Annotated in this window: 14 protein-coding genes; 7 read left to right on the top strand and 7 right to left on the bottom strand. The window is 67.0% G+C overall.

What is annotated here, in order from left to right:
* The first annotated feature begins 8 nt into the window (after positions 1 to 8).
* From murJ to A6F65_RS12570, 3 genes are all read left to right on the top strand, one after another.
* Positions 9 to 1,592, top strand: coding sequence for a murein biosynthesis integral membrane protein MurJ (murJ, locus tag A6F65_RS12560; protein ID WP_067789531.1), 1,584 nt, complete (start codon positions 9 to 11; stop codon positions 1,590 to 1,592).
* Between the two features lie 4 nt (positions 1,593 to 1,596).
* Positions 1,597 to 2,622, top strand: a complete 1,026-nt coding sequence (gene trpS, locus A6F65_RS12565; RefSeq protein WP_067789534.1) for a tryptophan--tRNA ligase — start codon at positions 1,597 to 1,599, stop codon at positions 2,620 to 2,622.
* Positions 2,623 to 2,795: 173 nt separating this feature from the next.
* Complete coding sequence (locus tag A6F65_RS12570; RefSeq protein ID WP_067789539.1) at positions 2,796 to 3,509, top strand: DUF4136 domain-containing protein; 714 nt, start codon at positions 2,796 to 2,798, stop codon at positions 3,507 to 3,509.
* Between the two features lie 18 nt (positions 3,510 to 3,527).
* Here A6F65_RS12570 and A6F65_RS12575 read toward each other — a convergent pair whose 3' ends face one another.
* Positions 3,528 to 4,595, bottom strand: a complete 1,068-nt coding sequence (locus A6F65_RS12575) for a winged helix-turn-helix domain-containing protein (RefSeq protein ID WP_169817033.1) — start codon at positions 4,593 to 4,595, stop codon at positions 3,528 to 3,530.
* Positions 4,596 to 4,725: 130 nt separating this feature from the next.
* On the opposite strand from A6F65_RS12575, the gene A6F65_RS12580 reads away from it, so the two are divergent.
* Entirely contained in the window at positions 4,726 to 5,271 is a 546-nt protein-coding gene (locus A6F65_RS12580; protein ID WP_067789545.1) for a hypothetical protein, read from the top strand.
* Here A6F65_RS12580 and dut read toward each other — a convergent pair.
* The gene (gene dut, locus A6F65_RS12585) at positions 5,268 to 5,732 is read right to left on the bottom strand and encodes a dUTP diphosphatase (RefSeq protein WP_067789548.1); all 465 of its coding nucleotides are present in this window, start codon (positions 5,730 to 5,732) and stop codon (positions 5,268 to 5,270) included. The genes A6F65_RS12580 and dut overlap by 4 nt on opposite strands.
* Complete coding sequence (locus A6F65_RS12590) at positions 5,689 to 7,371, bottom strand: bifunctional phosphopantothenoylcysteine decarboxylase/phosphopantothenate synthase (RefSeq protein ID WP_067789551.1); 1,683 nt, start codon at positions 7,369 to 7,371, stop codon at positions 5,689 to 5,691. Before A6F65_RS12590 ends, dut begins: the two co-directional genes overlap by 44 nt.
* Before the next feature lie 144 nt (positions 7,372 to 7,515).
* Between A6F65_RS12590 and A6F65_RS12595 the strand changes: the two genes are divergently transcribed.
* Positions 7,516 to 7,905 carry a hypothetical protein gene (locus A6F65_RS12595; protein WP_067789554.1) on the top strand — a complete coding sequence of 130 codons (390 nt, stop codon included), beginning with the start codon at positions 7,516 to 7,518 and terminating at the stop codon, positions 7,903 to 7,905.
* On the opposite strand, the gene A6F65_RS12600 is transcribed toward A6F65_RS12595, so the two are convergent.
* The 4 genes from A6F65_RS12600 to A6F65_RS12615 are packed head-to-tail and all read right to left on the bottom strand — an operon-like array spanning position 7,862 to position 12,405.
* Positions 7,862 to 8,989, bottom strand: coding sequence for a hypothetical protein (locus A6F65_RS12600; RefSeq protein ID WP_067789557.1), 1,128 nt, complete (start codon positions 8,987 to 8,989; stop codon positions 7,862 to 7,864). The genes A6F65_RS12595 and A6F65_RS12600 overlap by 44 nt on opposite strands.
* On the bottom strand, positions 8,986 to 10,128 hold the full coding sequence (locus A6F65_RS12605) for a hypothetical protein (protein ID WP_157093143.1): 1,143 nt from the start codon (positions 10,126 to 10,128) through the stop codon (positions 8,986 to 8,988). Before A6F65_RS12605 ends, A6F65_RS12600 begins: the two co-directional genes overlap by 4 nt.
* Positions 10,116 to 11,672, bottom strand: a complete 1,557-nt coding sequence (ubiB, locus tag A6F65_RS12610; protein ID WP_067789560.1) for a 2-polyprenylphenol 6-hydroxylase — start codon at positions 11,670 to 11,672, stop codon at positions 10,116 to 10,118. The genes A6F65_RS12605 and ubiB overlap by 13 nt, the downstream gene beginning before the upstream one ends.
* 1 nt (position 11,673) lies before the next feature.
* Positions 11,674 to 12,405 (bottom strand): class I SAM-dependent methyltransferase, encoded by a 732-nt coding sequence (locus A6F65_RS12615; RefSeq protein ID WP_067789563.1) that lies wholly within the window; start codon positions 12,403 to 12,405, stop codon positions 11,674 to 11,676.
* A 198-nt stretch (positions 12,406 to 12,603) separates the two neighbouring features.
* Between A6F65_RS12615 and mutM the strand changes: the two genes are divergently transcribed.
* Together mutM and rpsT are read left to right on the top strand one after the other, a co-directional pair.
* Positions 12,604 to 13,419 carry a bifunctional DNA-formamidopyrimidine glycosylase/DNA-(apurinic or apyrimidinic site) lyase gene (gene mutM, locus A6F65_RS12620; RefSeq protein WP_067789566.1) on the top strand — a complete coding sequence of 272 codons (816 nt, stop codon included), beginning with the start codon at positions 12,604 to 12,606 and terminating at the stop codon, positions 13,417 to 13,419.
* A gap of 149 nt (positions 13,420 to 13,568) precedes the next feature.
* Complete coding sequence (rpsT, locus tag A6F65_RS12625; RefSeq protein ID WP_067789569.1) at positions 13,569 to 13,829, top strand: 30S ribosomal protein S20; 261 nt, start codon at positions 13,569 to 13,571, stop codon at positions 13,827 to 13,829.

Here is a 13,829-nt window from a genome sequence, read left to right on the forward strand (position 1 = left end):
TTCATGACATGAGCCTGCTCAAGCATGTCGGGACGATCGGCGGGCTGACAATGGTCAGCCGCGTCGCTGGCATGGCGCGCGAGATGATCTTCAGCCGCGTGCTGGGGGCCAATGCGGTCACCGATGCGTGGTTCCAGGCCTTCATCATCCCCAACGTCTTCCGCCGACTGTTCGCGGAAGGCGCGTTTTCGGCCGCCTTCGTGCCGATGTTTTCCAAGCGGCTGCACGGCAGCACGGATCCGGAAACCGGGCTGGAGGAGGCGCGCAGTTTCAGCGCCGATGTGCTGAGCGTGTTCCTGCCCGTGCTGATCGCGCTATGCGCGGTGATGCTGCTGGCCATGCCGGGCGTAATCTGGCTGCTGGCGGACAAGCCGGTGGACCCCGCCGAATTCGCCCTGGCGGTGGATTTCGCGCGGATCATGTTTCCTTACATCGTGCTGGTCAGCCTGGTGACGCTGTTCACCGGCATGCTGAATTCGGTCAGCCGTTTCGCGCCCGGTGCCAGCTTCCCCATCATCCTCAACATCGTGCTGATCGCTGCCCTGCTGCTGGGCGAGCGGGCCATCGATGAAGGCGCGAGCGTCGAGCAGGTCGCCTACGGCGTTGCCTGGGCGGTCACGGGCGCGGGCGTGATGCAGCTGGCGTGGCTATACACCTGGGTCCGGGTCGAAGGTTTCGAGGTGAAGCTGCGCCTGCCGCGCCTGACGCCGGAGGTAAAGCGGCTGGGCATCATCGCCCTGCCCGCAGCCATCGGCGGCGGCGCGTACCAGATCAACACGCTGGTCCAGCTCTATTTCCTCAACCAGCTGCAAAGCGGTTCGGTCAGTTACATGAATTATGCCGACCGGCTGAACCAGCTGCCGCTGGGCATCATCGGCATAGCGCTGAGCACCGCGATCCTGCCCACGCTTTCGCGCTTCGTGGGCAGCGATAACCGCGAGGGCGCGAGCCGCGTGCAGTCAGACGCGATTGAGCTGTCCATGCTGCTGACCATCCCCGCAGCGGTGGCCATGGCCATTTGCGCCACGCCCTTCATCACCATGATCTTCCAGGGCGGGCGCTTCGACCTGGCCGATGCGGCGACCACCGGCAATGTGCTCGCAGCGCTGGTGCTGGGCCTGCCAGCCTATGTGCTGGTGAAGGTGCTGGTGCCCAATTTCTATGCCAGGTCAGACACGAAAACGCCGGTCTATGCCGCCTTCATCTCGCTGGCTGTGTTTGTGGCCATGAACCTGGTCCTGCTGGACCGGTTCGGCGTCGTCGGCGTGGCCTTTTCCAGCGTTATAGGCGCGTGGATCAATGTCGGCTTCCTCTATGTGGTGCTGGTGCGGCGCGGCTATTACCGGATCTCGGGCGCCCTGCTGCTGCGCATCGCGCGCCAGTTGGTTGCCGCAGCCGCCATGGGCGCCGCCTTGTTCTATGCGCGCGATTTGCTAACCGACTGGTACGCGGCCGGCCTGCTGGCGCGGTTGTTTGCGCTTGGCGTCCTCGTCCTGTGTGCCGCCATCGTTTATTTTGCGGTTGCCTTTGCCGTCGGCGCGATAGACCGGCAGCGCATCGCCGCCCTGACCAAGAAACAGAAAGCCGATTGATCCCATGCGTGTCGTTTCCGGAATCCAGCCCACGGGCAATTTGCATCTCGGCAATTACCTCGGCGCGATCCGCAATTGGGTGCGCATGCAGGATGAGATCGGCGAGGACGGCGGATGCCTGTTCTTCCTGGCGGACCTGCACGCCATTTCCATGCCGCACGATCCGGCGGATCTGCGCGACGGAACGCTGGAAATGACTGCGGCGCTTGTCGCCTGCGGTATCGATCCGTCTCGCTCCGTCCTGTTCAACCAGGCGCAGGTTCCCCAGCATGCGGAATTGCAGTGGCTGCTCAGCGGCACGGGCCGCATGGGCTGGCTGAACCGCATGACGCAGTGGAAGGACAAGGCGGGCAAGAACCGCGAAGGCGCCAGCATCGCCCTGTTCACCTATCCCGTGCTGCAGGCCGCCGACGTGCTGCTCTACCAGGCGACGCACGTTCCGGTGGGCGAGGACCAGAAACAGCACCTGGAGCTGGCACGCGACATAGCGCAGAAGTTCAACAACGACTTCGGCAGCGAGGACGCCCCCGTCTTCACCCTGCCCGATCCCATCATCCCGCCCGAGGCCGCGCGCATCATGAGCCTGCGCGATGGCACGGCCAAGATGAGCAAGTCCGACCCCAGCGAGATGAGCCGCATCAATCTGGCCGACGATGCCGACACGATCCTGAAGAAGGTGAAGAAGGCAAAATCGGACGCCGATGTCCTGCCATCCGAGGAGGCAGGCCTGGAAGGCCGGGCGGAAGCTGCAAACCTCGTCGCCATCTACGCCGTGCTGGCCGGAACCGACACGGACGGCGTCCTGCGCGAGTTCGGCGGGGAGGGGTTCGGCAAGTTCAAGCCCGCGCTGGCCGAGCTGATGGTGGAGACGCTGGCCCCCATCGGCGCGCGCTTCCGCGAGCTGTCCGCCGATACCGAGGCGCTGGAGGCGATCCTGGCCCGCGGCGCGGCCCGTGCGCGCGAAATCGCCATCCCCACCCTGGACAACGCCTATGCGGCGCTGGGGCTGGTGCGGGGCCCACGCGCCTGATTTGCCTGTGTTTGCGCGACACTTATGTTAAGTGACGCGTTCAAAACGAGTTCATTCCCGACGGCGTAGAACCGTCTGCACAACGGGATGATTCGCGCCCACAATACGCCGGCAAAAGCCGGGTCCGGGGGGAACGGCGCGCGCCCGACAGGGTTTCGCAAAAGAGGTTTGTCATGTTTATCACTACCACTCTGCGCAAGGTAAAGCTGGCCGCTGCTCCGCTGGCACTGGGCGCCCTTGCCGCCTGCACCACCGGCTTCAACGCCGATGTATCGCGCTTCCAGACGCAGCTGCCCGCACCGCAGGGCCAGACCTTCGCCGTCGTGGCGGACGATCCGGCGCTCGCCGGCGGGCTGGAATTCAGCCAGTATGCCGCCTTCGTCACCGAAGAGATGTCGCAGCTGGGCTACACGCCGGTTGTCGATCCGTCGGACGCAAACCTGCTGGTCCGCTTCGATTACGGCATCGACAATGGCCGCGAGCGCATCCGTTCCACGGGCGCTGGCTACGGCTATCGCGACCCGTTCTTCCGCCCCTGGCGCAGCTATACTCCGGTTGTCTATCGCAGCCGCCGCGACGGGCGCGCCCGCGTGGCTTATGTGCCCACGCGCGCATGGGGCTATGGCTGGCACGATCCGTTCTTCGGTGGCCGTGAACGTGTGACCAGCTACACCGTGTTTACCAGCGGCATCACGATGAAGATCGACGATGCACAGAGCGGCGAGCGGCTGTTCGAAGGCAAGGCGCAGGCCGCCTCCACCAGCAACCGCCTGCAGTATCTGGTTCCGAACCTGGTCGAGGCCATGTTCACGGACTTCCCCGGCAATTCCGGCGAAACAGTCCGCATTTCGGTCAAGCCAGAGGACATGGCGGCCCAGCGCCGCTGACCTCCCGGCAGCACGACATCACGAGGAAGGCCGGTCTCCGAAAGGGGGCCGGCCTTTTTCATGCGCCTGATCCGCGCGACTTCGGGCGAGGATGGCGGCGAGCGCAAGCGACGCGGTAAAGGCGCCCGCTTCGGCCAGTGCGGTGAGGCGCTGCGCCCGCGGCCCGAATGGCGCATCGCCCATGAAGCGCCCCAGCGCCTGCAGGTCGAACCTGATGTCCGGCAGGCCCTGCTGCAACGCCCACAGGCTGCCGCCAAGCAGGACGCCGCCTGCGAGATGCAGCAGGAGGCCCGCGCCCATGCCGATGGTTGCGGCCACCGGGATGGCCAGCCGCGCAGGCCTGCCGGAGAGTGCGAGCCACACCGCGGAGCCCGTCGCCGCGCCGAGCACGATACCCTCGACCAGCCCCGTGACCGGAGGCAGGTCGCGCGCGGTCAGCAGGCCCACGCCTTCGCGCGAGACCATGCTGCCAAGCGCGCCCACGGCCATGCCGCCTGCTGCGCCGCCGGCCACCAGCCAAACGTCCGCCCTCCCGCGCCATGCCAGCGCCGCGGAGAGGCCTGCGCCCACCCCGCCGCCGCCCAGCAGGCCGAGCGCCGCAACCAGTGCCGCCAGCACGATGACCGGCCCGCCGGAAACGACTGCATAGAAGGCGCCCGCAACCAGTCCGCTCAGCAGGCCGGCGATGGTGCAGGCCGCCGCCACCGCTGACGGCAAGGAGTGAACCGCCCTCGCGACCGGAGGCGGCGCAGCGCCCAGGCCGGTTTCGACAGGGGCGACGAAGCGGTATCCATGCTTGGGCACGGTGGCGATGAAGCGCGGCGCGGCCGCATCGTCCTCCAGCGCGCGGCGCAGCGTGCGGATGCACTGCGTCAGCGCCTCGTCCGTCACCGGGATGCCGCGCCACACGGCTTGCATGAAGTCGTCCTTGCGCACCAGCTGACCATCGGCGCGAACCATCAGGACCAGCGCATTGAAATAGCGATTGCCCAGTTCCAGCGGCTTTCCGCCGCGCGACAGCACGCGGTTGCGCGTGTCGAGCGTGAAATCGCCGAAGCGGAAGGTGTCGGGGGCAGGCGCGGTCATGTCCGGTGCTGGATAAGCCAAGGCGCGGCGCGCCGGAAGGATTTCAGCCATTCCTCACAAATTGCTCATGCCGCTCAGGTGGTTTTCGGCGCAAGCGGCGGGCTCCGAACCGCATTGAAGGATGTAAAATATGACCCTGACCGAAACTCAGTCCGCGCCCCGGCCCAATGGCTGGCGCATCGCCATGTGGGGCGTGCTGCTCGCTCTTCTATCCCTGCCCGCGCTGATGATGCAGCTGAGCGGGGAATGGGCCTGGACGGCGATCGACTTCATCCTTGCTGCCATCCTGCTTGGCTTCCTTGGCTTGGGCGGAGAGCTCGCGATGCGCATCGGTCGCCCCGGCCCCGCCCGCATCGGGATTGCCCTCGCAGCGCTCACCGCTTTCCTGACGCTGTGGTCTAACGCGGCCGTCGGCATCATCGGCGCGGAGGGCGAGGCCGTGAACATCTGGTTCACCGCCAGCACGCTGCTCGGCATTCTGGCCAGCGCGCTCGTGCGCCTGCGCGCCAATGCCATGCGCTGGATCGCCGCAGCCCTCTCGCTCGTGCCGTCCATCGCAGGCCTGCAGGCTGAGGCCACGATGCCGGGGCACGGCGTGGAATGGGGCATCCTGGCGGTCTTAACCCTAATGTGGGTGGTAGCGAGCCTGTGCTTCGCGCGCGCGGCGAAGCCCTAAAGGCCCGCGGCGCCCTTGGTGGAGCCGAAGCCGCCTGCGCCGCGCGCCGTGTCGTCCAGCTCTTTCACCTCGTCCCACGTCGCCACCGTGACAGGGGCGAGGACGAGCTGCGCAATCCGGTCACCGCGCGCGATGGCGAAGTCCGCATCGCCGTGATTGATCAGCAGCACCTTCAGCTCGCCGCGATAATCGGAATCTATCGTGCCGGGGCTGTTGGGCACGGAAATGCCGTGCTTGAAGGCGAGGCCGGAACGCGGGCGGACCTGGATCTCGTAACCCTCGGGGATAGCGACGCTGAGGCCCGTGGCGACCGCATGGCGTGCGCCTGCGGCCAGGGTCACATCTTCGGCGCTGACCACGTCCATCCCGGCAGCGCCATCGGTGGCATAGGCCGGCAGCGCCAGCCCGCGGCCATGCTCAAGCCTCTTGATCCTGACCGGTATCGTGGTCCCCGATGGCATCGGCAATCCTTTCGACGAGCTTCGTTGCGACACCCTGTTTGGACATCGGCTCCCAGCTGTCCACCCCGTCATCGTAAAGCACGTGGACAGTGTTATCGTCCCCGCCCATCACGTCGCCGGACACATCGTTCGCCACGATCCAGTCCGCGCCCTTGTTGCGGCGTTTCTTCTTGGCGTGGAGCAGCACGTCGTTCGTTTCCGCAGCAAAGCCGATGACCAGTTCCGGCTTGTCCGGGCGGGAGGCCAGCGTGGCCAGGATGTCCGGGTTTTCCTCCAGCAGCAGGGCCGGCGGCGCCGCGCCGCGTTTCTTGATCTTTTCCGGCACGTAATCGCGCGCGCGCCAGTCCGCGACGGCGGCAACCATCACCGCGCAATCGGCGGGCAGAGCCTCGCGCACGGCCTTGGCCATGTCCTCCGCGCTTTCCACGTCCACCCGGTCGACACCCGGGGGCGTTGCCAGTGTCACCGGGCCGCTCACCAGAGTTACCCGCGCGCCTGCCGCTGCTGCTGCGGCGGCGATGGCATAGCCCTGCTTCCCGCTGGAGCGGTTGGCAATGTAGCGCACCGGATCGATCGGCTCATGCGTCGGCCCGGCGGTCACCAGCACATGCTTGCCGTAAAGCGGGCGATGCTGCGGTTCCGCTTCGAAAGCGGGCTGGCCTTCCAGCGGGTCCCACTCCGGGCTGACCGGCGCGGCGGGCGCTTCGCCCTCGAAGGGCTCCGGCGCGGACTGGTTGGTATTGACCTCGTGATTGATGGCCTCCGCATCGGTGGGAGGGGCAGCCTTGGCCTTGCCTTTGCCCGCCAGCAGGCCGCCGCCGAGATCGGGGTTGAAGGCGATTTCCTCTTCCTCGGACCATTCCTCGGCCGGCAATTCCTCCTCGCCCTCGAAGTCTCCGCCGAAATCGTCGCCGTAAGTCGTTTCCTCTTCCTCGATCCGGCGCGGGGTGGAGCGCGGGATGAGCGCGGAGAGGATGCCGGACAGGCCGCCGGACTTTGCCGGTGCTTCCGGCTCCTCGGCCTCGAATTCTTCCTCGTCTTCCGGCTCCAGCGCCTCGAGATAATCGGCGATCTCCCCGGGACCGGCTTCGCCCGGGTCCACGCCCAGCATGTCGGCGATTTCCAGCCAGACGGCTTCGGGTTCGGGCAGGCGGCCGGGGCCGAACTCGCCGCAGGCCATCGCGCCTTCATCGGGCATCATCACGGTGACGCCTGCCTGCCGCAGCCATTCGACATTGCGCTGCGTCGCTTCATGCTCCCACATGCGCACATTCATGGCGGGCACGGCCAGCACGGGCTTGTCTGTGGCGAGGATAAGCGTGGTGCCCATGTCATCCGCGATGCCAGCGGCCATCTTGGCCATGAGGTCCGCCGTTGCGGGGCACACGACCACCAGGTCCGCCTCTCGCGAAAGCTGGATATGGCCGATCTCGGCCTCGTTCTTCAGGTCCCACAGGCTGGTGTGCACCTGGTTGCCGGACAGGGCGGCAAGGCTCATCGGGGTGACAAACTGCGATCCGCCATCGGTCAATACGCACGTCACCTCGCCCCCGCCCTTGCGGATCAGCCGCACGAGCTCGCACGACTTGTAGGCAGCGATGCCGCCGCCGATCACCAGCAGGATTTTCGGCTGTGCCATCGGCCCGCGCCCACCCTCTCAAAACCAGTCCAGAAACGGGACACTAGCACGCGGCCCGCAATGTGCCAGTACTGGCGGGAGAGGGTTAAGTTTTGCCTATCGGCCCCGGCTCTGCGACATGGTGGGCAAACGGGAGAGACAATCATGCGCCTGCTACTCATCGCCGCCCTGTTCCTGCTGGGCATCGTGTTCGTCGCCAATGGCATCGGTTTCCTGCTGACGCCGGAGCAGCAAGCGGCAGGCTTCGGCATGGGCGCAGACGGCATACAGGGCCTCTCCACCCTGAGGGCGGACATGACGGCCTTTTTCGTGGTGGCTGGCGGAGCGCTGATGTGGGGCGCATGGCGCCGCGCGGGCGACGTGCTGCTGGTGGCCGCGGCTCTGGTCGGCATCGCCTTTACCGGCCGCTTCGTCAGCCTGCTGGCAGATGGCATCTACGAAGGCTGGTGGTTCCCCATGGGGGTGGAAGCGCTGACCGTGGTGCTGGCCCTTATCGGGAGCCGGATGCTGCCGCACCACGCGATGAAGGCCTGAAGAGCGCCGCCACCAGGTCCATCAGCGCGCGCGGGGCGAGGGCTATCCCTGCCCCGAAGGCCGGGACCAGCAGCGCCAGCCAGTAGAAGTTCTCCAGCCGGGCGAACAGCGCGGCGGCAATCATGAAGCCTGCGAACCACAGCGTCCCGAAGCCGCCCGTGCGCCCGCCCAGCCCGGCCCATCCGAGCAGGCTGAGCACCACGAGCGGCGGGCCGATCCAGCCCGGCAGCGTCTGCAGCAACGTCACGCCCAGCACCCCGTAAAGCGGCACGACGGGGCCGCCCATGGCCTGCCAGCCTTCCGATGCCAGGTCCTCCGGCAGGCGGTGCGCGGCAACGCCCTGCGCGTGCAGAACCATGCCGATGGCAAAGATCGCCAGCAGCGCCGCAACCGCGCCCGCTTCCCTCCAGCGGCACTGGACCAGCGCAAAGGCCAGCCACAGCAGCACGAAGGGCGCGGCCAGTTCGCGCACCGCCAGCGCGCAAGCGGCCAGCAACAGGGCCGGCCACCAGCGATGCGGGCGATAAAGGGCGAAGGCGAGCGCGAGGAACTGACCCGCGACAATCTCGTGCACCAGCCCCACCTTGTCCATGAAGGCTGTCGCCCCGCAGGCCGCCACCATCAGTGCCGCGCCGACCCGCTCGATCAGCAGCGTCCGGCCCGAAAGGCGCGCGGTCCAGGCCAGGATATTGGCAAAGAACAGGGCAATCGCGATCCAGCGCCAGCCCTCTATCCCGAACAGCGCCGCACCTTGCGCAAGCGTGGGCAGGCGCACGGTAACCGCCGGACTGGTGGGAAAGCCGTTGGCGCGCTGCTCCGCCGTGGCGGCGCTGTAATAGCCCTCGCCCGCTGCGACCCGGCCCGCGATATTCTCGTAAAGGTCCATGTCCTTCATGTCGCCGCGCTCCTCGCGCACCTCGACATCGGACTGCCAGCTGTCGTCATAGGCGGAGACGGCGCTCACGCTCCACACGCTCGCGGCGGCCACGGCCAACAGCAGCGCCAGCGCAGCCCAGCGCGGCAGCAGGCGCAGCGGTCGCTCCAGCGCGGCGAAGCGGGAAACAAGGTCAGGAATGCCGCTCATCGCTGTGCCTGTGCCCCCAATTGCTTGCGAAATCGCTTCGCGCCGGGGCCAAGGCTTTTCACCGCCATCGGCAGGAAGGCATAGCCCACGAACCAGGCCGGCGTGACGACCAGCGCCCAGTAGAAATTGTTCTCCCGCCCGGCCAGCATGAAGAAGATCGCATAGCCGGCAAACAGCAAGAAGGCCGTGCGGCCAAGCTCGCTCTTCCAGCCAGCCCAGCCCAGCAGAGGCAGCACCGCCAGCAGGCCCGCCAGCGGCGCGGGCAGATTGTGCAACACGCTGGAGGCGACGATCTTCTCCGTCAGACCCGCCATGCCGGGCAGGACCAACCAGGGATCCGACGGCCTGTCCGATGCCAGCACATGCTGCTGCACCTCCGCCAGGTGCAGCCACAGCGCAGCGAGGAAGGCCATCACCAGCAGCGCCCAGGCAGCGAATTCGCGCCAGTCGCGCCGCCACAGCGCCAGCGCGCCCAGCAGCAGGACAAAGGGCAGCGCATGTTCGCGGATCGCCAGCGCGGCGGCAGCGGCGAGCCATGCCGCGATCCAGCGGCCCGGCCTGTGCAGCGCCAGCGACAAAGCCAAAAACAGCCCCGCCCAAACCTCGTGCAGCGCGAGGTATTCCGGCTTCGCGCCCATCAGCGTGCCCACGGCCAGCAGCGCGAGGGCGACAGGCCTGCGGTCCGCCCCGCCCGGCTCCTCGCCCAGCCTGCGCCACCATGCGACGAACAGGCCAATCACCAGCAGAACCGCAGCAAGCCCCATGCCCGTCTCGCCTAGCGCGGCAGTCAGATGTGCCAGCGTCGGCAGTCGGACGGCCAGCCCCGGCGTGACCGGGAAGTCGCGCGCGCGCTGCTCCTCCACCGCGACGGCGTGGTAATCTTCGCCGGCCGCAACGCGCTCTGCGATGGCGTCGTAGAGTTGAAGGTCGGTATCGCGCCCCTGTCCCGGCACAGCTTCGGCAGGCTCGCCAGCGGGCGTGATGTCTGCCTGCGCTGGCGGCTCTTGCGGTCCGGACCCAAGATTGGCGGCAACAGCCCAGACGGATATCGCCACCACCAGCAGGGCGCCAAGGGCGCAGGCGGCAGGCGTCCAGCGCGCGAAACGGTCGAATGCGTGTCCGGCGTTCAGCCCAGCCAACCCAGCATGCTCCCCGCCCATACCAGAGCCCCGCCGCCAAGCGCCGCAGCGGTATAGCCCAGCCAGCCGCGCCCTTCGCGCTTGCGGCGTTCCCAAACCAGCTCCACATCGGGCAGCGGAGCGGGCTCCGGCGCGCCGCCCTTGGGCGGAAAGCGCTCCTCTATCCGCCGAACCAGATCGGGAATACCGAGAAGGGTCTGCGTGTCTTCACGGATCCTGTCGGCGATGGCCGCTTCCGGCCCCAGCTCGTCACGGATCCAGCTGCGCACATAAGGCGCGCTGACGTCCCACATGTTGATTTCCGGATCGAGCTGCGTGGCGATCCCTTCCACCATCACCATGGTCTTCTGCAGCAGCAGCAGGTGCGGCTGTGTCTGCATGTCGAAATCGCGCGTGATGGCAAACAGGCCATCCAGCATCTGCCCGACAGACAGCTCACTCACCGGCTTGCCGCGCATGGGCTCGCCCACCGCGCGCAGGGCTGTTGCGAACTCGTCCACCGAATGGTGCGAGGGGACGTAGCGTGCCTCGAAATGAATCTCCGCCACGCGGCGGTAATTGCCAGTGGTCAGGCCATAGAGAATTTCCGCCAGCCATTGCCGCGCCTGCCGGTCGATCCGGCCCATGATGCCGAAATCGATCGCCACGATGGTCCCGTCCGCCCGCACGAAGAGGTTCCCTTGGTGCATGTCGGCATGGAAGAAGCCCGCGCTGATGGCCTGCGTCAGGAAGGCCAGCACCAGCCTGCGGGCCAGTTCCTTGCGGTCATGCCCGGCTGCCTCCAGCGCCTCGACGTCGCTGATCTTGACCCCGTCGATCCACTCGATGGTCATCACCCGGCCATTGGTGCGGTCCCAGTCGATGGCGGGGATGGCATAGCCGGGATGGCCTGCCATCACCTCTGCCAGTTCGGATGCGCTGGCCGCCTCGCGCCGCAGGTCCAGCTCGCGATTGGTCCAGCGCTTGAAATTGGCGATGGTCAGTGCCGGGCGCAGGCGCGCAGCTTCCCCGCCCAGCGCCTCCAGATGCGCTGCGGCCCATTCATAAGTCGTAATGTCGCGCGCGAAGCGTTCGCGGATGCCGGGGCGCAGGACCTTGATGGCCACGGTTGTGCCGTCCGTCGTCACGCCCTTGTGCACCTGCGCAATGCTGGCGGCGCCCACAGGCTCCGGATCGATATGGCTGAACAGCGTGTCCAGCGGCTGCTCGAAAGTGGCGGCCACTTCGCGCTCGATGGCGGCAAAGGGCACCGGTGGCAGGCTGTCCTGCAGGCTCAGCAGGTTGTGCGCGGCCGCATCGCCCACCAGATCGGGACGGGTGGCGAGCGACTGGCCCAGCTTGATGGCGGCCGGGCCGATGTCTTGGAAGGCTGCGGCGTAATCCGGCTCGCGCGGCTGGAAGGTGCCGAAGCGCGCGATACGGGCCAGCCGCTTGACCGGAGAGGGCGTGTTGGGATCGGCCTCGATCCCGCGCAGCGCGCCATGCTTCGCCAGCGTGCGGCCCCATTTCAGGAGCCGCCAGATATGCGTCGAGGGGCGCGTCACCCTATACTTTCCACCCGGAATGGATGTTGACCGCGCCGCCCAGGATGCTTTCCACGCGGGTTCGGGCAAAGCCTGCCTCGCGGATCATGCCTTCGAAGACCGGCGGCTTGGGGAAGCGGCGGATCGATTCGGCGAGATAGCGGTAACTGTCCTCGTCATCCGCAATGACCTTGCCGAGCTGCGGCATCAGCTTGTGGGAATAGAGGTCGTAGACTTCGCGGAAGCCCGGCCAGTCCGTCTGGCTGAACTCCAGGCAGAAGAACCGCCCGCCATATTTCAGCACGCGGTGCGCCTCGCGCAGGGCCTTGGGGATATCGGTCACGTTCCGGATGCCGAATGCGATGGTGTAAGCATCGAAGACGCGCGGGGGATAGGTCAGCTCTTCGGCGTTCTGGTTGGACCAGACGAGGCCATCTATCCCGCGCTCCATTGCGCGTTCGACACCCACATCCAGCATTTCCTGGTTGATGTCCGCTACGGTGACGTCCGCCCCGCGCGCTGCCATGCGGAAGGCGATGTCGCCCGTGCCGCCTGCCATGTCGAGGATCGCCTCGCCCGGCTGCGGCTTCACACGGCGCACGAAAGTGTCCTTCCACACGCGGTGCATGCCGGCGGACATGGCATCGTTCATCACATCGTACTTGGCCGCCACGCCTGAAAAGACCGCGCCAACGCGCCGCGTCTTCTCTTCCGGGGCGACCTCTTCATACCCGAAGGAAACCGTATCGTTCATGGGCCGCAGCCTTACGGGCAATTGCCCGGCGCGCAAAGGGTGTTAGGGGGGAGGATTATCGGAGCAGCCGCGCCGCCCGCACCCTCCACCCTTCCACCCGGAGCCTACCGGGACAATATCCGGGTGGAAGGGTGGAGGGTGCGGGCGGCTGGGCCAAACGCAAGACGAGTAAGCTGGGCCAAACGCAAGACGAGTAAGATGCCGGAGCTTCCAGAAGTCGAAACCACCGTGCGGGGTCTTGCACGCTTCCTTGACGGGGCGCGGCTGGACCGGGTGGTGCTGAACCGGCCGGACATGCGCTTCCCCTTCCCGCAGGGGCTGGTGCAGGCGCTGACGGGGGCGCGCATCGTCTCGCTGGGGCGGCGGGCGAAATACGGCCTGCTGCATACGGACCGTGACGATACCCTTATCTTCCACTTGGGCATGAGCGGGCGCTGGCGCATCGACCCGGATGGCGCGGACAAGCATGACCACATGGTGCTGCATGCCGCCGGCCATGTCTTCGCGCTGAACGATCCGCGCCGCTTCGGCTATGTCGACATGGTGCGGGCAAATGCGCTGCAGGACTGGCCCGCCTTTGCCGTGATGGGGCCCGAGCCGCTGGACGACGCGCTGGATGCAGCCCACCTCAAGGCCGCGCTTGCCGGGCGCAAGCAGGCGATCAAGCTGATGCTGCTGGACCAGCGCGTGGTGGCAGGCCTTGGCAATATCTATGTGTGCGAGGCGCTGTGGCGCGCGCGCATCCATCCGCGAAAGGCAGCCGGCAAGGTCTCCCGCCCCGCGCTGGAGCGTCTGGTGCCCGCTATCCGCGAAGTCATTACCGAGGCGATTGCGGCAGGCGGATCGACCTTGCGCGATTATGCCCAGCCGGACGGGGAGCTGGGCTATTTCTCCAAGCAGTTCGATGTCTACGGCCGTGAGGATGCACCCTGCCACCGCGCCGATGGCGGCGTGATCCGGCGCTTGGCGCAGGGCGGGCGCAGCACATGGTACTGCCCGCGCTGCCAGCGGTGACCATGCGCCGGGGCAGCTCCGCGGCACGCAACCGCTTGACGATTCGGCGAGTGCGACCTATGTGCGCGCCTTTCCGGCGGGCTTGCCTGCCGTTTTAGCACGCAATTTGACAATGAAGGCGGCGTACCCCGCCGCAAGCAAGGACTGACATGGCCAATTCGCCGCAAGCCAAGAAGCGTATCCGCCGCAACGAACGCCGCGCAGAAATCAACGGCGCGCGCATGAGCCGCATCCGTGGTTTCCTCAAGAAGGTGGAAACGGCAATCGAAGGCGGCAGCCAGGACGAAGCGAAAGCTGCCCTGCGCGCAGCCCAGCCGGAACTCGCCCGCGGTGTTGCCCGCGGCGTGCTGCACAAGAATACCGTGGCTCGCAAGATGAGCCGCCTGAGCAAGCGGGTCGCCGCTCTCTGA

The organism is Paraurantiacibacter namhicola (genome assembly GCF_001687545.1).
Taxonomy (GTDB): Bacteria; Pseudomonadota; Alphaproteobacteria; order Sphingomonadales; family Sphingomonadaceae; genus Paraurantiacibacter; species Paraurantiacibacter namhicola.